The organism is Micromonospora cynarisoli (assembly GCF_030518815.1).
Lineage (GTDB): Bacteria > Actinomycetota > Actinomycetes > Mycobacteriales > Micromonosporaceae > Micromonospora > Micromonospora wenchangensis.
This window is the reverse complement of the sequence record NZ_CP130426.1, coordinates 2226462-2249967: the sequence shown is the minus strand read 5'-3', so window position 1 is coordinate 2249967 and position 23506 is coordinate 2226462. Positions and strand designations below refer to the sequence as shown.

Here is a 23506-nt window from a genome sequence, read left to right as displayed (position 1 = left end):
CGATCGTCCTCTACAGAGGACGAAATACCCAGAGATCATTTTGTTAGGACCTCTAAGTGTCCGTTGGGACGCCCTCCGCAGGGTGGCCACGCTGCGCCTACAGGAACTCATGGGCGATCATTCCATCGTGCCGAGTCGCGTGATGGAGTACTCGAGCAACGAGCTTGAGCAGGGCAGCCTCTACATCATGGACGCGAGTGGCAGACTACATGCGCTCCGCCCTTTTCTCATCTGGAGAAGCTGCACTGCATGTACACAGTGGTCGACGTTCCACGTCGACCTGAAACCTCGCGAGAACGACGTCGTTCTGAAGAGCCTCGAACACGGCCACACGATGAACGACGATAGCATCCGCGAGCCCCTGCGGCAGGTAGGACTGCTCCCGCCGGAGTGACTCCCTGATCATTTCATCGGTCTTCTAGCCAAGGGGCGGCGACTGCCATGATACCGTTTCTGCTGAGTCTGCAGATGGTGGTCAGCGCGATGGCCGCACCGACCAGTCTGTGTGAATTCGGGATCCTCCGCATCACGGAAGCGCGTTCCGCTTCGGTGGCATCAGCTGTCAATCGCGGCGCGCACCGCGATCCCCACGGCGAGCGCCACCAGCGCCATCGAACGGCGATTCCCCACGAGGCGGCGCTGCGCGCCCATGGTCCGCCGAATCCTCTGCTACTTAAGGCAGAGCGGGCGTCTACAGGGCTGGTCCCACTTGGCGGTGCGCTTCCGGTGCAGCTGCAACTGGAGCATTAGGAGTTGTTGGCCCTGCAGGTGGCGATGGCGCTGGTGAGGGCTTCGCGGTTCTTGACGACAAAGACCCCGGTCTGCCCTGGGGCGAGGTCGACAGTGATTTGAGGTCGTGCGCCAGCCGGGCCGTATCGTCGCACGCCCTCCTTGCCACCTGGCGTCTCGGTCACCTTGCGGATCGCTTGGGCGTCGGTCTGCCAGGTCCGACCGCCGGTGAGGCGGTCGAGACGATTGGGTTCGAAGACGACGCGGCTGTCGGTGACGACCAACCTGCCGCCGAGGGTGCGGCTCGGTCCCAGTAGCTGGTTGGCGATGGTCTGGTGCAGGCGTTGTTCACCCGGGTTCAACTGCGGGTCGACGAACCAGATGCCCATGAATTCCCTTTCGGGGCGCGATCGTGGATGTGGTGACAGGTGATGGTAGCGATGCCGCCGCCCAGCGGTGCGCCCGCACTCGATGCGAATTGCGGTCGAACGTATGAGGCTGGATCGATCAACTAGAGCGGCTTTGCGCATGATTTGAGGGGTTTCGTTAAAAAGTCTGGCGCTTAGCTTGTATTCGATGAGATTTCAGTCTGGTCTTTCGGCGTTCATCGCCAGAGTTCTTGACAGATCGATCTTCTGTAGCTGAATGTATCGATCAGATTGCTGAGCGTCAGACGGAGGAGCTGTGGCCGAGCAAAATCTGTGGGGCTGGGTCCGCCTCCGAGCGAAGGTGACGGAACGGCTCCATCCCTCCATGAGGGTGGTCGGTGTGCATGCTCCAGCAGGACGACCGACCTCACCTCGTTCCGCGGCTGCCTCAACCGTCGTAGCAGTGACTCTGCTCCTGGGAGCGGCGGTCGTGCTCGGGCCGATCGGCCAGGACTCGGCGAGTGCAGCTACCAGCTGTGCGGTAGAGGCTCCGGACGAGTCGGCAGCTGCCGAGATGGCAGCAAGGTGTGGTGCTGCAGTAGAGGCCTTATCGGGCAGGACGGACCGGTCTCAGGTCTTTGTGGAGCCCTCCGGCGAGCGGCGGTTGCGAACTTCCGTCGCCCCGCAGCGTGTCCGCAGGTCCGATGGTTCATGGACGCCGATCCTGACCCGGCTGACTCCACGAGCAGATGGCTTGTACCACCCAGAGGCGACCCTCGCGGATGTCGCCCTTTCCAGTGGCGGCACGGGACCGCTGGTGACGTGGCGGGAAGACGGTTCCACTTTCACCCTGTCGTGGCCCACCCCGCTGCCTCCGCCCACGATCGATGGCGCGACTGCCACCTACGAGTCCGTCCTGCCGGACGTGGACTTGCATGTGATCGCGACGGCCGATGGATACCAGCATGCGGTAGAGGTCAAGAGTGCGGCTGCGGCTGCCACCGCCGAGGTGCAGACGTTGCGGTACAAGAGCGGTGGAGACATGCGCATCGTCACGGCCGACGATGGTTCGGTACGCATGTTGACCCGGACCGGACGTATGGTGGCGCTGAGCCGTTCAGCGTCGATGTGGGACTCCTCGGTACTGCCGATCACCGGTCAGGCGAATGCCATGCCCAGCAGGGAAGAAGGCGCTGCCGAGCCGGCTACCGCCGCTGAACCGGCAGTCACCTCGCGAGTCGGGCAAGCGGCAGTCACGCTTGTCGACGGCGAGATGCGGGTGTCTGCCAACCAGGCAATGCTGGCGGACCCGGGGCTGACATATCCCTTGTTCATCGACCCGCCCTTCGAGAAGCTGCGCAACAAGTGGTCGTATTCGACCAGCAACGGTGAGAACAACGACGCCACGGCGGCGCGGGTGGGCAAGCAGCCACCGGACCAGTACAGCAGCAACGGTCAGCTGTATCGGTCGTACTACGGGTTCGACGTGAACGGCCTGAACGGCAAGCACATTCTGACCAGCAACATTCGGATCACCCTGGACCACTCGGAGTCGTGTACCCCGACCTGGGTGCACCTCTTCCGCACCTCCGCGATCACCGTGGCGTCTGGGTCGAGAATGGCATGGACCACGCGACCGCTGCCCAGCAGCGTGTGGTTGGACTCCTGGGAAGGCAACGCGAACGAGTCCGGTGGATGCGGCAGCGTCCAACCGGACAAGGACGCCGAGTTCACCAGTAGTCAGCTGACCTCGGACCTCCAGCTGTACGCCAACTCGAACTGGGATGTGTACACCGTCGGCCTGTGCGCCTGCAACGAGTCGGGCGGCTACGAGACGGCCTCCGACCGGTGGAAGAAGTTCTACACCAACAAGGCATGGCTCGAGGTCACCTACAACACGGTGCCGGGCAAGCCCGCCAACCTCACGGCTGCGGGCAAGCCGTGCGGGTCCACGATCGGAACCACCGTGGTCAAACTCAAGGCCCAGTACATCGATGCCGACGGCGCCGCGAACACGATCAGGGGCTGGTTCGCCTACAAGGAGGCATCCGCCGCGACGCACGTGTCGGTGGCCGACCCGGTCGCCCGTCCGGCCAACAACTACGGCGAGGTCACCATCGACCTGGGGGCGGCGGCGAACGGGAAGACCTACACCTTCCACGTCCAAACCAAGGACTCCTACAACGACTCATCTCCGTTGTCGGGGTGGTGCAACTTCACGATCAACACGACTGCCGGAGCAGTGAAGGTCACCTCCACGACCTATCCCAGTGACGACGCCGCGCACGGCGGCCCCGGCGTACCAGGCACGTTCACCTTCCAACCCGAACCCGGCGACGCAGGCGCTGCCAACATCGTCAGCTACACCTTCGGATGGGTCGGCTCGACGCAGAAGACCGTCTACGTAACAGCCGGGGAGTCGCATTCGGTGCAGTTGACCCCACCAAGGCACGGGCTCAACGCGTTGACGGTGGTGGGCCGAAACGCCGCCGGGGTGCCGGGGGCGTTGGAGACCTACCAGTTCCTCGTCGGATCACCGTCGGCGCCGATCGCCCACTGGCCGTTGACGAGCGTGGGCGGAAGCGGCCTCACCGATCAGATCGGCGCTGCCGACCTGGCCATCGACGCTGCGGCTACCGACGTCGCTTGGACGCCTGACACCTGGCTCCTGGGCGAAAGCACGCTGCGACTGGACGCGACAGCGGGAGGCACCCGGGGATCGGCCAGCGCTGCGGGCACCGGTCTGGACACCTCCGGTTCCTTCAGCGTGGCGGCCTGGGTGAAGCGGCCCGCTGTCACCTGTTCCGGCAACGAGACGGTGGTGTCGGTCGACGGGGCCAACACCAGCGGTTTCCGACTCAACTACGACTGCACCACTGGAAAGTGGCGGATGCGGATACCCCAGCTCGACACGGGCAGCCCGGTGTTCGCCGATGCGTGGGCGAGCGCGGTCCTTCCTGTGGACCGATGGGTGCATCTGGCGGGAGTGTGGGACGAGACCGAGCAACGGGTCCGGCTGTTCGTCAACGGCCAGCAAGCCGCGGACAGCACCCCCGATGCGTCCTGGCTGTCCTCCCGGGGTGCCGGTTGGAAGGCAACGGGCAAGGTGGTGCTCGGACGAGACCGCACCTCGACGACCGACACCGATCCGTTCACCGGTGAGGTCCGCGACGTGCGGCTGTGGAACCGTGCGATCGCCGCTGACGACATCCTCGGCACCGACAAAGACACCGGCAACGGCACCGAGGACTATCCGGGACTGCTCTCCGCGCAGCAGGTCGCCCGGTGGACGCTCAACGACGGCCTGGGCATGTGCCCCGACCCGATGAGCGACGGCACCTACTGGTCACCCATGCCCGAACTCCGTCTGCAGGGCTGCACCGACCCCTACACGTCCGGGCAGACCATCGGCTACACCGAGGAGGCGCACGACGGGGACGGCGCTCTGTGGTTCAACTACCCGCAGACCGAGGGATACGGCAGCTCGGGCAACGGCACCGGCCACGCCGTCACCGACGGCCCTGTCGTACCCACAGAGCAGTCGTTGACCGTCAGTGCCTGGGTCCTCCCCAATACCGTGAGCACCCAGGAGCAGGTCATCGTCCGACAGGCAGACGGCGCCGTCAAACTCAGCATCGGCCCCTCGGGCAGGTGGCAGTTCGCGGTCAAGTCACCGACCGGTACCTGGTACACCGCAGTCTCCGACGGCTTCGCCACCGCCGGCGGATGGGCACACCTGACCGGGGTCTTCGACGGCGCGACCGGCACCGTGCGGATCTACGTCAACGGCTGCAAGCAGGCCAGCGAGGGGAGCGGCGCGACCGGCAGTGCGTCGTCCACCGTCATGTATGTCGGCGCCGGCAGCGCCACCACAGCACATTTCAAGGGTGCGCTCGACGACATCAGTGTCTACGCAGGCGCAATGACCGAGCGAGAAGCCAGCCGTACCTGCCAGAACTTCTGATCCCGCGACACCGCTTGAGGGTCTGAGCCCTCACTGGCCGACCCGAAGCTCACACTCCGATCCCACCCATCCTGAGCAAGCGTGTCTGCACGACGGAGGTTGTGTCATGCTCGTTTTGTCCCCGCGAGGTCGAGGCCGCTCACCTCGTTACTGGCGACTCCACCGCATGATCACCACCGGCTGCGGCAGGGCACGCGCCGGCCTGGCGGCGACACTCAGCCTTGCCCTCACTGCCACGCTGTTGACCGCCGTTCCCGCTCGTGCCGCACAACCTGCTTCCGTCCGCCTCGGGGTGCAACGGCCGGATCCGGTCCGTGCCAGACCGGTCAAGGCGCAACCCCGGCCGAAGGATCTCACCCAGGGTGCGAAGAGCAAGCCGGAGCCGGCACCGGTATGGCCGGCCGGTGGTTCCGCTCAGGTCACCATGGGTGCCGTCAATGCGGGGCAGGAACAGACCCGCCGCACGGGCGAATCGGTGACGGCGAGCATTCGAGCGGGCTCGCTTCCGGTATGGGTCGGCAGTCCAGGAGCCGCAGCTCCGCAGGCATCAACCGCGAAGGCATCCTCGGTGGAAGTGTCCTCAGCACGGGTGCAGGTGTTCAGCCGAGCCGCCACACCCCGCAGATGGCAGGACGGACTTCTGCTCCGCCTGGACCAGGTCAAGGCCACGACCAGCCGCGGCCGGGTCAGCGTCGCCGTCGACTACTCGTCGTTCGCCAATGCCTTCGGTGCGGACTGGTCAACCCGCCTCCGGCTCCTCCAGCTACCGAACTGCGCACTCGACGACGAGCCTGTCGCCGAGTGTCGACCCCGCCCACTGCCCTCGCGTAATGACGTGACCCGGCAGCGTGTGTCGGCCGACGTCGATCTCGGTGCCACCGCCACCTCCGCGACCGCCGAAGCCCCTGGAGTGCTGCTCGCGTTGACGTCCGCGCCGTCGGGCAGCACCGGCGACTACTCAGCAAGCTCGCTGCAAGCCTCGTCGAGCTGGTCGGCCGGCGGATCCTCCGGAGACTTCTCCTGGTCGTATCCGATGCGCACGCCGCCATCGCTCGGTGGCCCAGCCCCTGACATCACACTGGCCTATTCTTCGTCGGCCGTCGACGGTCGTAGTGACGCGTCGAACAACCAACCCTCCTGGATCGGCGAGGGTTTCGACTACTGGCCTGGATACATCGAGCGCCAGTACAAGCAGTGCGACGAGGACAAGGGCGGCTCCGCCAACAACACCAGTGACACGTACGACCTGTGCTGGGGGACCGACAACGCGGTGATGTCCCTCAACGGCTCGTCGGTGGAGCTGGTCCGCGACGGTACCAGTGGTACGTGGAAGCCCAAGGTCGACGACGGCTCCCGCATCCAGCGGCTCACCGACACCGACAACGGGGACAACGACAACGAGTACTGGAAGATCACCGACGCAGAGGGCGTGCAGTACTTCTTCGGCCTCAACAGGTTGAAGGGCTGGACCTCGAGCAAGCCCACCACGAACTCCACCTGGACCGTTCCCGTGGCGGGCAACAACACCGGGGAACCCTGTCGTAAGTCCGCCTACCTCGACTCGTTCTGCGATCAGGCGTGGAGGTGGAACCTCGACTACGTCGTGGACCTGCACGGCAACACCATGTCGATGTGGTACACGCCTCAGAGCAACAAGTACGCCCGCAACATCACCGACACCGACGACGTGAGCTACATCCGCGGCGGCACCCTGAACCACATCGACTACGGCACGGACAACCGCACCGGCACCGACACGGTGTACACGACCACCCGACCGCCGATGCGGGTCGTCTTCACCGAGGGCGACCGCTGCCTGAGCGCCTGCGACCAGAAAGCCAACTGGAAGGACACCCCCAAGGACCAGGAGTGCACCGGCACCAGTTGCGCGGGCAAGTACAGCCCCACCTTCTGGACCACGAGCCGACTGGCGAAGGTCACCACCCAGGTGTGGGACGCGACGAAGTCCCCTGCCGACTACAAGGACGTCGACTCCTGGACACTGACCCACACCTTCCCGCCCAACGGCGACTCCAGCCGCGACGGCATGTGGCTCGACAGCATCGTCAAGTCCGGTCACGTCGGCCTTCCCGCCGGCACGGGAGACGCGCTCCCTGAGGTCAACTTCGACTTCGTGCAGAAGCCCAACCGGGTCGACGTGCTCGGCGACGACACCCCGCCGATGAACTGGATGCGCATGGGCGACATCTGGACCGAGTCCGGCGGCAAGATCTCTGTCACCTACTCCGACCCGCAGTGCGTCAAGAACGTCACCATGCCCACGTCCCCGGAGACGAACACGCTGCGCTGCTACCCGGTCCTCACCGAGGACCCCTACACGCACCAGACCAAGACGGAGTACTTCCACAAGTACGTCGTCACCCAGGTAACCGAGGCGGATCGCACCGGCGGCGCCACCGACAAGATAACCCGCTACGAGTACCTCGACGGGGCGGCATGGCGGCACACCGACGACGACGGGCTGACCAAGGACAAGTACCGCACCTGGGCCGACTATCGCGGCTACGCCCGGGTCCGCGTACGCCAGGGAACGCCCGGCCAAGACACCCTCACGGAAACCCGCTACTTCCGGGGCATGCACGGCGACAAAAGCTCACCCACCGGTGGCACGCGCACCGTCACCCTGCCGGCCGTAGACCTGAACGGCGACGGTGACACCCTCGATGCCGCCGATGCGCCGCAGAGCAACGACGAGGATGCCTGGGCCGGAATGGTCCGACAGCAAACCGTCTACAACGGAGTCGATACCGACGCGATCTCCACCGCCGTCACCAAGCCTTGGCAGTCGAACCCCACTGCCGCCCGCGACATGGGCCAGACGACCACCTATGCCCGCTTCTCGGGGGCCGACACCGACTGGTCGGCGGTCAAACTCGACGCAGGCCGCGGCTGGCGGGTAACCCGGGCATCCACGACCTACGACCCCTACGGTGCCCCCAGCAAGGTCGACAACCAGGGCGACCTTGCGGTCAGCGGCGACGAATCCTGCATCACGACCACGTACGCGCGCAACACCAACCTCAACCTCCTGGCGTTGACAGCCCGCGTACAGACCGTCGCCCTGCCATGCGCCCAGAGCCCCACCACCGCGGACGACATCATCGGCGACGCCCGAAGCAGCTACGACGGAAACGCCTACTACGCCGACGGACAGAGTGGCGGCACCGCACCCACCACCGGCAACCTCACCACCGCCGAGGAGATGAAGGGCTGGAGCCCGTCGAACGGCGGCACCACCACCTGGCTGACCACCAGCCAAACCACCTATGACCCCTACGGCCGCCTCTTCGAAGCCACCGACGTCCGCGGCAACAAGACCACCACCACATACACCCCCACCGCCGGTGGACCCGTCACCAAGGTCGACACCGTGCAAACCTTCGGCACCCAGACATGGACCACCACCGCCGAGATCGAAGGTGCCTGGGGCAGCACCACCGGCAACATCGACATCAACCTCAAGCGCACCGACCTCACCTACGACGCCCACGGCCGACTGACCAAGGTGTGGCTTCCCAACCGGCCGAAAGCAAACAACCCGAACTCACCGTCATCCGAGTTCAGCTACACCCTCCGCAACGCCAACGGGGTCAACGCCGTCACCACCAGAGCCCTCAACCCCGCCGGCAACTACGTCAGCACCTTCTCCCTCTACGACGGGTTGCTCCGCGAACGTCAGACCCAAACCGCGGCGAAGGCCGGCAGCGGCACGATCTTCACCGAGAAGACCTACGATGCCGCTGGCCGAGTCAGCACGACCACCGACCAGCACTACGACAACTACCTGACCCCCGGCATCAACCTCCACACGATCGACGAGTGGCGCATCAAGGGCCAGACCGTCACCCAATATGACCGCGCAGGACGCGTCACCGAGACCATCCTCCGCTCCTCGGTGAACAATGCGCTCACCGAAAAGTGGCGTGCCCAAACCCGCCACGGCGGCGACCGAACCTACGTCACCCCACCGGCGGGTGGCACCCCCACCACCACGATCGTCGACGCCCGCGGCAACACCACCGAACTACGCCAGCACCTCACCAGCGGCACCTCATCGGCCTACGACGCCACGTTCTACACCTACAACCGGAAGAACCAGCTGGTTCAGGTCAAGGACAGCGCCGACAACCCCTGGAGCTACGAGTACGACATCCGGGGCCGGCAAACCTCCGCCACCGACCCCGACAAGGGCCTGACCACCACCAGCTACAACGACTACGGCGACATCACCGAGGTCACCGACGCCCGTTCCCGCGCCCTCAACGAAAAGCTCGTCTACCAGTACGACCTGCTCGGCCGACGTACCGGCCTCTACGACAACACCATCGCCAGCAACACCAAGCGCGCCACCTGGGTATACGACCCGAGCGGCGCCAAGGGTCAACTCGCCTCGACCAGCCGGTGGACCGGCACCAGCCGCACCGACGAGTACAAGATCCGCATCCGCGGATACACCGCCCTCTACCAGCCCACCGGCGAGGACTACGTCATCCCCACCGCCGAGACCGGGCTGTCCGGCACCTACATCTTCACCCGCCAGTACAAGCCCGACGGCAGTCTGGACACCGAGACCTTCCCCAACGCCGGCGGACTCGGCGGCGAGACGCTCACCCACACCTACGACCCCGTCACCGGCCTCCCCGAACAACTCACCACCAACTACCCCAGCGCTGGCCAGTACGTCCTCGACGCCACCTACACCGAATTCGGTGAACTCGGACTGATCCGCTACCAGCAGACCGGCCAGAACTACGTCGACCGATCCTTCGAGTACGAAGACGCCACCAGACGACTCAAGCGCGCCACCACGGCCCGCCAAATAGCCCCCCAGTACGTCTCGGACGTCCACTACGACTACGAGGACGCCGGCAACATCAAACGGATCGCCGACACACCCGCCGGCGGCACCACCGACGTCCAGTGCTTCAACCACGACCACCTGAGACGCCTCACCCAGGCATGGACCCCCACCTCCGGCGACTGCACCGTCACCCCCCAGGCCAACCAACTCGCCGGGCCAGCGCCCTACTGGTCCACCTGGACCTTTGACACGGCAGGCACACCCACCGCAGGCAACCTCCGCAGCGACCGCACCATCACCCCCGCCGGAACCACGGACCGCAGCTACACCTACCCCTCGGGGACGGCCCGCCCGCACGCCGTCAGCGCCATCACCATCACCGGGCTCGGCGCGGGCACCAAGAACTACCGGTATGACGAGAACGGCAGCACCACCTGCCGCCCAAACGCCACCGCCGCCGCGAACACCTGCCCACCAGGTGCCGGCAGTGAAACCCTCACCTGGGACATCGAGGGCAACCTCACCGGAGTCACCGACAGCGGAAAGAACCACAGCTACCTGTACGACGGCGACGGCGACAGACTGATCGCCCGCGACCCCACCGGCGCCACCCTCTACCTGCCCGGCACCGAAATTCGCTACACCACTGCCACCCAGCAGAAGACCGCCACCCGCTACTACAGCTACGCCGGCCAAACCTGCGCCATGCGGCAGAACACTGGCGTCACGTGGATCATCGGCGACCACCAGGGAACCCAAGAGACCGCCATCAGCGCCGGCAACCAGACTGTCACCAAACGCCGGCAGAACCCTTACGGTGCACCGCGCGGCACAAGCCCCGCCTGGCCCAACGACAAGGGCTTCGTCGGCGGCGACATCGACGGTGAGAGCGATCCCACCGGACTGACCCACATCGGAGCACGGTCCTACGACCCCGCCATCGGCCAGTTCATCAGCGTCGACCCACTCATCGACTTCACCAACCCCCAGCAAATGCAGGGGTACTCCTACGCCTCCTACAGCCCGGTCACCTTCGCCGACCCCACCGGCGAGATGATCATGAACGACCTCCCCGGCGTCCACACCGGCGACGGCGCGCCCCCGGCGACACCGCCGAAGGAGAAAAAGAAGAAGAAGAGCAAGTGCGGCATCTTCTCCAGCCTTTGCAACAAAGCGAAGAAGAGCGTCGACAACAGCGTCAAATGGGCCCGCGACAACGCCAAGATCGTGGGAACGGTAGCAGGGGTCGCCGCTGGAGCACTCGCGACCGGCGTCTGCCTCGGCGCGACCGCCGGCATCGGCTCAGTCGGATGCGCCGCGATCGGCGGAGCTGTCGGAGGCGCAGTTGCCTCACTGGTCGAAGACGCCGTCGACCGAGAAGACGACACCTGGCAAGGCATGCTCGGCGGAGCGCTACTAGGCGCCGCCGCAGGAGCCGTCATCGGTGCGGGCGTAGCGGCGGTCGGTGCAGCAGCCTTCGGCGCCTCCGTCGCGCTGAGTAGCGGGATGGGAGTCAAATCAGCTGTCCAGTTCGGCGGAGGGGCAATCAAATCAGCCCTGTCCCGCACCGCCGGCAGCGCGGCCACCGCCGCTCCCAAACCCAAGATCCCAAGCCCGGGGAAGGGCTGCCACAGCTTCGACCCCGCAACCCCTGTCCTACTGGCCAACGGCACCTCTCGCCCGATCGGTGAGATCCAGTTGGGGGACGAGGTCCTCGCCCACGATCCCGAAACCGGCGTCACGGCAAGCAAGGCCGTCGAGCAACTTCACCTCAACCAGGACACCGAGCTCACTGATCTCACCGTCCAGACCGCTGATCGCGGCGAAGTCGTCCTGAAAACCACTCAGAACCACCCCTTCTGGAGCCAGGACCGTGCAGCCTGGGTCGAGGCCAAGGATCTCCAGCCAGCCGAGAAGCTGCTATCCGACGAGGACACCACCGTCGTTGTCGGCACTGTGAACTACCTCGGGTCGCGCCCCATGCGAGACCTCACCATCGCAGACATTCACACGTATTATGTCATCGCCGGTAGCAGCCCGGTGCTCGTGCATAACTGTAGTGGTAAGGCAACCGTGCGTTGGGATGTCGACATGGAACACGCCACGATTAAGGTGGAGGGTGGCGGCAGGTCACTGGAGACCGAACAGGTAATCCTGGGGTCGAATGGGCCAGGAGGTTTGAATGGTCTCCCGACAACGGGAGCGCGAGCGGAGCCGCTTGGTCCGAATGTAATTGAGCGAACCTTCGATGTTCCTGACGCGGGGGCGGCCATGCGGGCCCAGCAAGGCTCAATTGGGGCGGACCTCGGCGGTTATGATGGTATTCATAATAGTTGTGTAACCTATTGCGTGTCGATTCTGCGGGCTGGCGGCGTGGATATACCAGCAGGGGCGCGAGGGATGATCGCACTCAAAAAGACTCTAGGTTAGGGGTTGAATTGCTGGGTCAAGAGGGGCATCACGATGCGGTTCTTGCGGATATTCTCTTAAGTAAGAGGGTTGGTCTGACGCATGTCTACCTTGTTGGAAACATTATTTCGATCAGGGCTCAGCTAAGCATGCTCCTGCAGGGCAGGCTCGGTCTTTCATTCGACCAGCGAGTAGAGATTGTTGAAGAAGTTCTTGGTCTGGAGGATGCCTACAAGAATGCGTGGGAAAAGGTTTCCTCCGACTCTTATGATCAGAATCGAGTGGAGTATCTTGCGGATCTTGACCGTGCCTTAAAGGCTGCCCTGGAGGGTATTTCTGACATTATCGGACGGATTGGTGGAGGTCGATAGTGTGGCATCGAGGTGTTCGGAATGAACTCTTCGGGGCATCTCAGGCGGGTATCGCAACTCTTTTTACGGGGGACGGCCAAGAGGTGACAGCGGCGGTGGTGCGGCCTCCGACTTGGGCGAGCAGCCTTGGCAGACCGCGGAAGCCGACGTGCTATTGGTCTGTGGTCGTGGTCCAGTGGATGGGCCTGGTCGGTCCCAAATTTAGCGGGGCTTGCCGCTGAGGGCCTCGTCGATTCCGAGTACCGTGACGGGCTCTGGCTCGGCCGACAGGTTTCGTCAACATGCGTGGTGAACGTGGCCGAAGCGATCGGTCGGGAGATCCCGTGGTCGTCGGCCGCCCGCACCCTCGTGCGCTCGCCGTCGGCTATAGCCGCCCCGGCTGTCTGCCCCGCGGCTCACATGGACAATTGGAGTAGGCAGGAACCTGGGTGACCTGCTCTGTAAACGACCGGCGCGCGTTAGTGGCTGAGAGCTTCGATATTTGATGAACAGGGCGTAGCAGGGAGTATTAAGCACGTCCTGGAGTTGAGGGGTTCCGCCGCGAGGTGTACGGGCGTAGCCTTACTGAATGCACACCTTTTGTGTGCAGGGATGCTTCGCGTGGGGGTTCAAGTCCCCCCTCGGACTCGTACAGTTACCCAACAGTAATCAGCGTCAGGCGTAGCCTCGACGCTGATTTTGTTTTGGCCGGGGTTGTAGGTGAGGGCGAGTCGTAGCTCCCGGTAGACGGTGCTCTTGTCTTCGCTGTGGGCGTCTCGCAGGGTGTTGCGGATGTCGTCGAAGCTGCCGACGAGGTGTCGGATGTTGTCCTCGGTGAGGCGGTGGGGAGCGGGTGGTTGGGCTGCCGTTGCTGTGTCGCGTTGGGCGAGGGCGGCGGCGCGTTGGGCGTTGACCTCGGCCATCCAAGCGGCGACGGTGGCGGGGTCGCCTCCGGCGTCGGCGATGGCGCGGTACTGGGGGAGTTTGGCGTCGCAGGCGGCAATGGTCTTGTTCGCGGCGGTGATCTCTGGCGCGACGTTGCCGGGTCCGGTGGTGTCGGTGATGATGCCCCGTTTGCGGCCGACGATTCTCTTCCCGGCGTCGGTGCCCTGTGTCGACAGTGGGACGTTGGTGGAGGTTTTCACGCTCTGGCTGTCCATGATGGATGCGGTGGGTGTGGTGGTGTGGCCGTGGTGGTCGCGGACGAGGCCGGTGAGTTGGTGATTGAGTGCGGTGAGGATGCCTTCTTTGTTCCAGGCGGCGAAGTAGCCGTAGACCGTCGGGTGGGGTGGGAAGTCGTGGGGTAGGTAGCGCCAGGCGATGCCGGTGCGGTTGACGTAGAGGATCGCGTTGAAGATGTCGCGGAGGTTGTGGGTGGGGGTGCGGCCGCTGACGCCGGCGTCGGTGCGGGCCTGTCGCCAGGCGGTGAGGCGGGGTGCGATCAGGGCTCATCGGGCGTCGGAGAGATCGGACGGATAGGGTCGCCGTTCGGTCATGCAGCAGGCGTACGGTGTTGGTGCCCGGGTTCGACGGACGTCATGTCCGTCGATGTGTGGGCGAAAGCGAACCAGACACGATCCCGGGGCGAAATCTGCTGAACTCGGTCCGGTCCACGTCCGCTGATATGGTCTTTTTCTGGGTCAGGTCGGACATCTAGCGCTACCGAAGTCGGGGGCGCGAATCGGCCATTACCAGCCCGAAGGCGAAGCAAACGTCCAGTTAGAGGGTGGTTCGGAGGTTTTTGACCGTTTCGAGGTAGGGGTGGAATTCGAGGGCTCATCCCGACAAGGGGCTGACGGTGACTGCCCGCTTCAACCTCGGCCGCAGCTCTCCCGACCCACCCCCGGCGAGGGCGTCGCAGGGCGACGGCCTGGTCGACTCCAGCCCGTCCGTCCCTGATCCGCGGCAAATCGGTCGTCTGGCGAAATCGCGTCAATAGTCTCGATAGAGTATTTTGGTGAGCTATCGAGGACTTGGGCGTCATCCGTCCGGAGCACGCCTGCCGGTGCTGATGTACCACTCCGTCTCCGAGCTTGCGATAGGCCCGCTGCGTACCCTGGCGGTACCACCCCGGCGCCTGGCTGAGCAGCTCGGTGCCCTGGTCGGGGCGGGGTACCGGTTGGTCGGGCTGACCGAGGCACTCGACCTGTTCGAGGCGGCTGGCGAGAGCCCGTTGGTGGCGTTGACCTTCGACGACGGCTACGCGAACTTCCTGACCGAGGCGGTGCCGCTGCTGGCCGAGGCGGGCGCCTCAGCGACCCTCTACCCCTCGGTGGGGCATCTGGGCAACGGTCCGGCCTCCTGGCTGGGGCGCTGGGCGGCTTCCTTCGGGCCGTTGCTCACCTGGTCGCAACTGCGCGAGGTGGCCGCCAGCGGCCGGGTCGAGATCGGCAACCACGGCCTGCACCACCACCCGCTCGATGTCTTGCCGACCGGGTCGCTGGCCCACGAGGTCGCCGCCAGCCGCGACCGGCTCGAGCAGGAACTGGGCACCGAGACCCGCTCCTTCTGCTATCCGCACGGCTACCACGACCGGCACGTCCGCACGCTGGTACGGCGAGCCGGATACCAGAACGCCTGCGAGGTCGGCCGGCGCAGCTACCAGCCGACGGTCGACAACCGCCTGGCCGTCCCCCGCCTACAGCCCACCCCCGACCATTCCGGAGCGGATCTCCTGACTCTGGTTCGGGGCGGCGGTCCGCGACTCATGCCGCAGGTCAAACGGCTGGCCCAGCCGGCCTGGCGGATCACCCGTCGGGTCGCCCGCCGATACGGGCGGCAACTGACCTGATCAGCGGCACCGACGAGAACGGGAGACGCCACTGACCCCGCACCGGCCTACCGGCACCGGTCGGCGCGCTCGACGATGGGGCCGGGCCGCTGCCGTACTGCTCGCCATGACGCTGGTCGGGACGGTCGCCTGGCTGGCGGTGGGTCGGCCGCTGGCACGCTTCGACAGCGGCGCCAACCGGCACGAGTCGCACCGGATCCCGGCACCCGGGCCGGCCACGCCGACGCTGAGCGCCCCGCCCGCGCCCGCCGCCGGCCCTCCCTCAGGAGTACGTCTGCCCCAGGGCGACCTGCCCGGATGGCGGCAGATCTTCACCGACGACTTCACCGGCCCGGTCCTCGATCACCGGTGGTTCGCCTACCAGGGCCAACCCGATGGGGATCCGGGCGGGTACTTCGATCCCACCCACGTCTCGGTGAGCGGCGGCGCCCTGATCATCGGCGGTTGGCCCGAGCCCAGCCGTGGTGGCCTGTATGTCACCGGTGGCGTCTCCAACCGGCACGTGGTCAGCCGGACGTACGGCCGGTTCGACATCCGGTTCCGGATGGATCGCGGCACCGGGATCGCCTATGCGCTACTGCTCTGGCCGGCCTCGAACGACTACCCGCCCGAGATCGACATCGCCGAGGACAACGGCCGGGACCGAAGCCGGATGTACGGCGTGCTGCACCCGGTCCAGGGTCGGCCGGTGGAGCGGAACGTGCCGGGCGACTTCACCCGGTGGCACACCGCCGGCCTGGAATGGACACCGGACCGGTTGGTCTTCACCCTCGACGGGCGCCCCTGGGCCACCCTCACCGGTGACCAGGTGCCGGACGAACCGATGGCGCTCGCCCTGCAGAGCCAGGCGTGGTACTGCGGGCACACCTGGGAGGCCTGCCCGGACGAGACGACCCCACCCCGGGTCGACCTTCAGATCGACTGGGTGACCATCTACGAGCCGGCCTGACCTCGACCGACCCCGGGCCGTGCTCATCCGGTGAGCTGGTAGACGCTCACCCCGTCCCCGCCCTGGAACAGCACCACCCATCGGCTACTGGCCCGCAGCGCCGCCTCCAGTCGGTCGAGTGCCCCGTCGGGCAGGTGGCCGAAGTAGGCCGCCTGCCGACGCATTCCGTCGCCGATCACCAGATAGGTCGCTGTCCCCCCGAAGCTGCGCAGATAGCTCTCGATCGCCGGTAGGTGCTCGGGACCGAGCGCGACGCCACGCAACCCCGCCCCCTCGACCAGGTCCGGTTCGCCGACGGGGACGCTCCGGTTGAAGTCGGGATAGGCGGCGGTCAGCCGGCTGGGGAAGTTCGCAGTGGCGAGCGCGATGGTCGACCCGGGCGCCGCCTCGGCATACAGCTGCCGTGCCGCAGCGACCTCGGCGGAGTCCTGCCGATCCACCACGAGTTGGCCGTGCCGGCCCTGCACCGTGCCGAGCACCGCCACGGTGAGCGCCAGCCCGAGCAGCACCGGCCGAACCCGGGACCGTCGGCCGGTGGTGCCGGTGCTGCGGCCGGCTGAGGACGGGTCACCGTCGAGGGTGTCGGATGCGGTGTCGACCTCACCGGCCGGACGTGGAGCGAAGACGGCGATCGCGATCAGCAGGACGCACCAGGGAGCGGAGAAGAGGAAGACCCGGTAGATCGCCTCACCGCCGTAGCTCTGCCCGACCAGGAGCAGGAACGGGGTACCGGCCAGGACCATCGGCACGAGGACCGTCGACAGCCGGCGCCGGGACCGTAGCACCGCCAGGGCGGCCAGCCCCCAGACGCTCAGCGCGAGGCACCGGACCACGATGGCGGAGACGGCCTGCCCGGTCGATCCCCAGCCGTCGGCGTTACCGGACGCGTTGGCGAAGATGTTGATCCCCTCGAAGACGCCGAACGAGCCGGCGACGAGGTCGTAGCGGGGCAGCAGGTAGGCCACCAGAATGGCGCCCATCGCCACGACGGTCCACCAGGGCCGGATCTGGCGCAGCAGCGTAAGGGCCCCGACCTGGGCCAGGACGAGATACGGCGAGAGCTGGTGGGTCGCGGTGAGCACCGCGAAGACCACCAGCAGGGCGGCGACGGCCAGCGCCCGCCCCCGGCGGGTGCTCCGGTCGGCGCCCTCGGCGGCATCGGGTCGACGCAGCCGGTGCAGCAGCACCAGGAGGACACCGAGACTGAGCAGGAAGGCCAGCGCCTGGGGTGCCAGGTAGTCCTCCTCCACCCAGTTGACGGCGACGAAGCCGAAGACGGTCAGCTCGGCGACCCGCCGGTCCGGTGAGAGGGTCCGGACGACGGCGGCGAGCAGCAGCGCACCGGCCAGGTTGAAGAAGACCGCCGACCAGTCGGCCAGTACGGCGGCCGGCTGGCCGGAGAGGTCGGCGAGCTGCGCGGCGCTGGCGAAGAGGGTGGGCCACTGCTGGTAGATGTCGGTCGGATCGCCGACCGAGCCGGTGGACTGGATCAGCTCGACGACCCCGAGGTGCTTGTAGGTCCAGGCGTACTGCGGCTCATCCAGCAGGAGCGGCACCGTGCCGTGCACGATCAGCACGAGCAGCACCAGGTACAGCGGCTGCACACCGGAGGTCCGGCCGGCCCGGGTGAGACCGAGGACGAAGCCACCCGTGCACAGGGCCACCGCGGCGAAGAAGGTGGGATGGACGCTGGCCAGCAGCCCGTACCCGGTCAACCCGCCGAGATCGGAGCGGGCCACCGCGATCAGCCAGAGCAGGGTCGCCGCGACCAGGACCACCGCATGACCGACGAGCCGACCGCGACCGGACAACCGGGGCCGGGCTGGCGCGGGCCCCCAGCCCAGCCGGCGCAGCGCCAGCCCACAGGAGAGGGCGACCAGCACCGCCACGGTCAGCACGACCGCTCGCGGCTGCCACCAGCCGAGCCAGACCTGGACGGTCGCGGTCGCCGCATAGCCGGTGACGCTGACCAGCAGTGCCGCCGCCCAGCCCAGTACCGGCTGCCGGACCCGCAGATGCGCCAGCACCGCCAGGCCGGGGCCGAGACAGGCGAAGGCGAGCGCGACCGGGGCGGCCACCGGTCCGTCGGTGGCCAGGGTGAGCAGCGTGGCCAGCGCGGTGCCGAGCCCGCTCCAGGCCATTAGCCGCTGGGTCGCGGCCCCGGTCGAGACTCCATCGACCGACGCGGTGCCTGGGGGCGTGAGGTCGTCGGACGACCGGTCGACGAGATCAGACACCGGTCACCTCCCCTTCGAGTCGATCTCCCGCTGCGCACCGGCGACCGGACCGAGGGCGGTGGCTCGGTAGCGCCGGACCAGGCCGGGCAGGAGCACCGTGGCGGTGACCGCCTGGCCGACCAGGAGCGCAAGCGCGGGAGCGGCAATGCCGAAGCGGGGCAACCCGAGCACGGCACCGCCGAGGCAGATCACCGCACCGGCCGACTGGACCAGGACCACGCGCCACATCCGCTTCTCCATCATCGCGAAGGCCGCGTAGAGCAGCACCACACCGGTGAACGGCAGCGACAGGCCGATGAGGCGCAACGCGTCCGCGCCGTTGGCGGCGTAGTCCGGTCCGAGCAGCCCGAGCAGCGGCCTGGCCGCGGTGACCAGCGTCAGCATCGCCAGGCCGGTCACCAGAGCGACCAGGAGCACGGCCCGGTCGATGTGCGTCCGCATCCGCCCCCCGTCGTCGCTGCTGGCCTGCACCACGAAGGAGGTGACCACGTTCCAGAGCACCGTCGTACCGGCGACGCCGATTACCCAGGGCAGGTGGAAGTAGGCGCTCGGCGTCGGACCGAGCAGGCTGACCACCAGCACCGGTGGCAGGAAGGCGAGGGTGTTGTTGATGGTGCCGTTGACGTATTCGGCGGAGGCGAAGCTGAACACCTCCCGGTGGGCCGGGCGGGCGGTCGTCGCGGTCCGCCGCCGGGTGGGCGCCAGCCGGGTCAGGATCCACCAGTTCACGGCCAGCATCGTGACCAGCATCGGCACCGTCCAGGCCAGCAGCAGCCCGTAGCCGGCGGCGGTACCGGCCAACAGCGGCAGCAGCGCCAGCTTCCCGGCGGAGGCGAGCACGTTCTTGACCGGTACCAGACCCGGCCGGCGCAGCGCGGCGAGCACGCCGTCCTGGATGAAGAAGATCGACGAGGCGACCACGGCGGCGATGAACGCCAGCACGCCGACCGGCTGCGACCCGACCACCCCGGAGAGCAGCCCAAGGCCGAGGAAACCGACGGTGAGCAGCACCGCCATCGTGGCCGACGCTGCGTAGCCGGCGAGGATCAGCGGTCGGGACCGGGCTCCGGCGGTGGGCAGGAACCGGGCGAAGAGGCTGGTCAGGTTGAGCTGGGCCAGGCCGGCCAGCAACGACATCGAGGAGATCGCCGCCGATGCCCAACCGACCCGCTCCGGTGGGAACCAGCGGGCCGCCACCAACCAGAACACGAAGCCGAGGGCGGCGCTGGCGACCGTCGAGGACATCAGCGCGAACGCGGTCCGGAGCAGCAGCGACGGCTGTGCCGTACCACCGGACCGCCCGCTGGTCGCGGTCGGGGCGTACCGGCCCATCGTGCTGGACTCGGCGGCGGGGCCGGCGGTCATGCCGTCACCTGCTGCGGTCGACGGGCCCGACGCCGCCCTCGCAGGTAGGCCGCCGGACCACGGAGCATGCCGCGCCGGTTGGCGGCGAGGAGTTCGCGCGGGAACTCGGTGCCGATCCCGGCGAGCCGGGGCCCTTCCGGCCGGTGCAGGTCGCGCAGCGCGGTCGGCGCGAGCCGCAGCAGTGGCAGCAGCGTCGCCGGATCGGTCAGCACCAGACCGGTGTACGCGGCGGTCAGCCCGGTGCCGTAGCCGACGAGCTGTTTACGCAGGCCGTCCAGATCGCGGCGGTGGTAGTGCCGGACCACGGCGGCGGGGTGGTACACCACCGTGCCGCCGGTCAGCAGCACCCGTGTGAAGGCGAGGGTGTCCTCCGAACCCATCGCCGGGGTGCCGGCACCGAGAGCGGTGTCGAACCCACCGATCCGCTCGATCACGCCGGGCCGGAAGGTCATGTTCGCGCCGGTGCCGAAGGGCGGCAGCGGATAGAGCGGACTCTGCCGTGCGGCCGTGGCCGGGGAGAAGACGTCCGGGGTGTACCCGCGTCCCTTGCTGTGCCCGCCGAAGCTCTCGAACCACAGCTGCGGGTCGGTCTCCAGTTCGGCCGGCACGATCACACCCGACACCACGTCGGCCTCGGGGTGGTCGGCGAGCGCCCGCGCCACCTCGCTGAGCCAGTGCGGGTCGGCCACCTCGTCGTCGTCGATCCAGGCGAGGATCTCTCCGGGCGCCGCCGTCACGGCCCGGTTGCGGGCGAACGACAGGCCGGGGCGGGGCTCCACGATCCGTTCCACCGGGCCACGGCTCGCTGCCCGGGCGACCACCGCCCGGGTCGCGTCGGTGGTCGGCGCATTGTCCACGACCAGGACTCGGAAGTTCGGGTACGGCTGCGCCAGGAGGCTGTCCAGGCACCGGGCCAACTCCTCGGGGCGTTCCCTGGTGCAGACCACCACGGTGATGGGCGGCGGGTCACGCAGCACCTCCGCCCGACGCCGTAGCTGTGCCGAGCCGCCGGCGGGTGGCAGTCCGGCCGACAGGTCGTCAGGTGGTGGGACGGGCCAGCCGGCCGGTAGCCGGCGCCGCAGCTCGGTACCGAGGTTGGTGTCGATCGCGGCGGAGAGTTCGGCCGGGGCGAGTCCGGCTTCGGGCACGTCCAGCAGGACCGAGCCGATCGGCTCGGTGTGCAGGCGGACCAGCAGCCAGGCCCGCTGGATTCGGCGCCCGTCGGCGGCGACGGACGGGAGGTGTGGCAGCGGCTCGGTGAGCTCGATGTCGCGGACCAGGGCCGGCAACCGGGGCCGGGTCGGGTTCGACCGGATCCCGGCCGGATCGGCGGGACGAACCTCGGACGGCGAATCGGCAGGGTGGCGGCTGAGTAGTTCCAGGATCGCACCGAGCGCGGCAGCGAGCAGGCCGGCGAGCACCGCACCGGCTCGCAGAGCCGGACGCGGGCCGGCACCGCGCAGCGGGCCGGTGATGCCGCGCAGCACCGCTCGGGGCAGGACCGAGCGCAGGTAGCGTTGCTCGGCGGCGAGTGCGCCATCGGTGCCCAGCAGCCGGGCCATCAGGATCTTGCCGCGTCCCTCGTTGAGGCAGCGGACGAGGAAGTAGCGGAAGGTGGCCCGGTCGGCCTGTACCGGGTGTGAGATGACGGCGTCCGGGACGTGCACCCAGTGGCCGCCGCTGTGCCGGGCCAGCCGCAGGCACAGTTCGGTGTCCTCGGGCCGGGAACGGTCGCCGACCTTGCCGAAGTCGGTGCGGAAGCCACCGGCGGCCAGGAACGGACCCCGCCGGACGGCCATGCTCCCCGACCAGACGTTACGGACCCGCGCGGTGCTGGTCGGCAGTCCTCGGTAGGAGGCACCGACCGCCCAGAGGAACTCGTCCGGCAGCCACCGGGGTTGGCGGGTCTCCCAGCGGGCGACGATACCGGCGCCGGCGCCCACCACGGTGGGGTCGGCGAGGGGCGCGATCAGGCGCGACAGCCAGTCGGGGGCGGGCCGCACGTCGTCGTCGAGGAAGACGAGCAGTGGACCGGTGGCGTGCGTGGCACCGGTGTTGCGGGTGCCGGAGACTCCGGGCGGAAAGCGGTTCTCCAACACGGTCACGCCGGTCAGCTCCCGGCTGGCCCGCTCGAACAGGGCCGGGTTGTGATCCACCACGACGATGATCTCGGCCGGGGCGGGCGACTGGGCACGCAGTACGGCGATCGCCTCGACGAGGTATCCGAAGCGACTCTCGACATGGCTGGGGATGACGACGCTGATCTGCGGCGTGGGCGTGGTCATGCTGTCTCCAATCGGTGCTCGTCGAGGCGGGTTCCGATGGGGGTCCGGCCCAGTTGGCTGAACGGCAGGACCGGGACGACCACCACGGGCCCGGCGCGACGGCCTGCCCGCAAGTGGCGCCGGCCGAACTCGCTGACGATGGTGCGCAGCACCCGCAGGCCGTCCCGCACGGCGTCGAGGTTGCTCTCGCCGTGGATGCGGGGGTACTCGGTGCTGGGCACCTCCTTGATCCGGCGGTCGTCGGCGGCGATCCGAATGTTGATCAGAGTCTCGATCTCGAAGCCGTCGCCCCAGAGCTTGCGACCGTCAGCCGGCCGGGGCAGCGCCGGATCGGGCAGCTCCAGCACCGGCAACAGTCGGCGCCAGAAGGCGTTGTAGCCGTAGCAGAGGTCGGTGAAGCGGGTACCGAAGAGCAGGTTGACGATGCCGTTGAGGCCTCCGTTGCCCAGTCGACGCAGTGGGGTGATGTCGAAGCTGGCGCCGCCCGCGCGGAACCGCGATCCTTTGGCGAAGTCGCCGTCGTCGAGCAGCGCCTCGACGAACCGGGGAATCTCCGCCGGGTCGGTCGAGCCGTCGGCATCGATCATGGCGATGATGTCGCCGGTGGCGGCCGCGAATCCGCAGGCCAGGGCATTTCCCTTACCGGTACGGGTCTGCTGCACGACCCGGACGGTGGGCCACAGTTCGCGGGCGACCTCGACGGTGCCGTCCACTGAACCACCGTCGACCAGGATCACCTCGTCGATGTCGCGAGGCAGCCGCGCGAAGACGTACGGCAGGTTGGGGGCCTCGTTACGGGCCGGGATGACCACAGTGAGCGAGGGGCGTCGGTGCGCGCGGTTGGCGTCCGCTGGACGCGCCAGGATGTCGGTGGGCATGCGGAGTCGTCCCTTCTCGGGCAGGTCACTGTCGGGGGGTTCAGGCAGGCGCCACAACGCTGTCCCGCCGCCGTAGAAGGCGTACGAATCGCCACCGCATACCAACAACCTGGCGGGCCGGATATTTCCCGACTTAGCAGAGGAAAGAGCGGGCACCCGCGCGGCCCCGCGCCGCGCCCAAAATAGGATCCGCTGTCCGAATCGGTGTGGGTCACACGGGGATGAACCGGGCACGGGCGCTGCCGAACCGGCTCCGCGGCGCGCCGGGCCCAACCCGGACACGGGTCTGTCAAACGAACGGCTCTGTCTCAACACACCTGACTGACAGACATGCGAAACGCTCACTCAGACCGGAACTA

The 23506-nt window shown here is 67.5% G+C and carries 12 protein-coding genes and 1 pseudogene; 6 read left to right on the top strand and 7 right to left on the bottom strand.

Going from position 1 to position 23506, the window contains the following annotated elements:
• Nucleotides 1-82: 82 nt before the first annotated feature.
• Complete coding sequence (locus Q2K16_RS09140) at nt 83-394, top strand: hypothetical protein (protein ID WP_302744726.1); 312 nt, start codon at nt 83-85, stop codon at nt 392-394.
• A gap of 352 nt (nt 395-746) precedes the next feature.
• Here Q2K16_RS09140 and Q2K16_RS09135 read toward each other — a convergent pair whose 3' ends face one another.
• Entirely contained in the window at nt 747-1118 is a 372-nt protein-coding gene (locus tag Q2K16_RS09135) for a hypothetical protein (protein WP_302744724.1), read from the bottom strand.
• A gap of 733 nt (nt 1119-1851) precedes the next feature.
• Between Q2K16_RS09135 and Q2K16_RS09130 the strand changes: the two genes are divergently transcribed.
• The 3 genes from Q2K16_RS09130 (at nt 1852) to Q2K16_RS09120 (ending at nt 12663) form a co-directional block, all read left to right on the top strand.
• Entirely contained in the window at nt 1852-5061 is a 3210-nt protein-coding gene (locus tag Q2K16_RS09130; protein WP_302744723.1) for a LamG domain-containing protein, read from the top strand.
• A 166-nt stretch (nt 5062-5227) separates the two neighbouring features.
• On the top strand, nt 5228-12313 hold the full coding sequence (locus Q2K16_RS09125) for a polymorphic toxin-type HINT domain-containing protein (protein WP_302744721.1): 7086 nt from the start codon (nt 5228-5230) through the stop codon (nt 12311-12313).
• An 8-nt stretch (nt 12314-12321) separates the two neighbouring features.
• Nucleotides 12322-12663, top strand: a complete 342-nt coding sequence (locus tag Q2K16_RS09120; RefSeq protein ID WP_302744720.1) for a hypothetical protein — start codon at nt 12322-12324, stop codon at nt 12661-12663.
• 76 nt (nt 12664-12739) lie between these two features.
• On the opposite strand, the pseudogene Q2K16_RS33180 reads toward Q2K16_RS09120, so the two are convergent.
• A pseudogene (locus Q2K16_RS33180) lies at nt 12740-13117 on the bottom strand (ISL3 family transposase); the annotation flags it as partial.
• 154 nt (nt 13118-13271) lie between these two features.
• Nucleotides 13272-14087 carry a transposase gene (locus Q2K16_RS09115; protein WP_302746412.1) on the bottom strand — a complete coding sequence of 272 codons (816 nt, stop codon included), beginning with the start codon at nt 14085-14087 and terminating at the stop codon, nt 13272-13274.
• 512 nt (nt 14088-14599) lie between these two features.
• On the opposite strand from Q2K16_RS09115, the gene Q2K16_RS09110 reads away from it, so the two are divergent.
• A complete protein-coding gene (locus Q2K16_RS09110) occupies nt 14600-15433 on the top strand; it encodes a polysaccharide deacetylase family protein (RefSeq protein WP_302744719.1) in 834 nt (277 codons plus the stop codon).
• Between the two features lie 106 nt (nt 15434-15539).
• Nucleotides 15540-16382, top strand: coding sequence for a glycoside hydrolase family 16 protein (locus Q2K16_RS09105; protein WP_302744718.1), 843 nt, complete (start codon nt 15540-15542; stop codon nt 16380-16382).
• A gap of 23 nt (nt 16383-16405) precedes the next feature.
• On the opposite strand, the gene Q2K16_RS09100 is transcribed toward Q2K16_RS09105, so the two are convergent.
• The 4 genes from Q2K16_RS09100 to Q2K16_RS09085 are packed head-to-tail and all read right to left on the bottom strand — an operon-like array spanning nt 16406 to nt 23303.
• Nucleotides 16406-18619 carry a hypothetical protein gene (locus Q2K16_RS09100; RefSeq protein ID WP_302744717.1) on the bottom strand — a complete coding sequence of 738 codons (2214 nt, stop codon included), beginning with the start codon at nt 18617-18619 and terminating at the stop codon, nt 16406-16408.
• A gap of 3 nt (nt 18620-18622) precedes the next feature.
• Nucleotides 18623-19984, bottom strand: a complete 1362-nt coding sequence (locus tag Q2K16_RS09095; protein WP_302744715.1) for a lipopolysaccharide biosynthesis protein — start codon at nt 19982-19984, stop codon at nt 18623-18625.
• The gene (locus Q2K16_RS09090) at nt 19981-22269 is read right to left on the bottom strand and encodes a glycosyltransferase family 2 protein (protein WP_302744714.1); all 2289 of its coding nucleotides are present in this window, start codon (nt 22267-22269) and stop codon (nt 19981-19983) included. Before Q2K16_RS09090 ends, Q2K16_RS09095 begins: the two co-directional genes overlap by 4 nt.
• A complete protein-coding gene (locus tag Q2K16_RS09085) occupies nt 22266-23303 on the bottom strand; it encodes a glycosyltransferase family 2 protein (RefSeq protein WP_302744713.1) in 1038 nt (345 codons plus the stop codon). Before Q2K16_RS09085 ends, Q2K16_RS09090 begins: the two co-directional genes overlap by 4 nt.
• Nucleotides 23304-23506 lie beyond the last annotated feature (203 nt).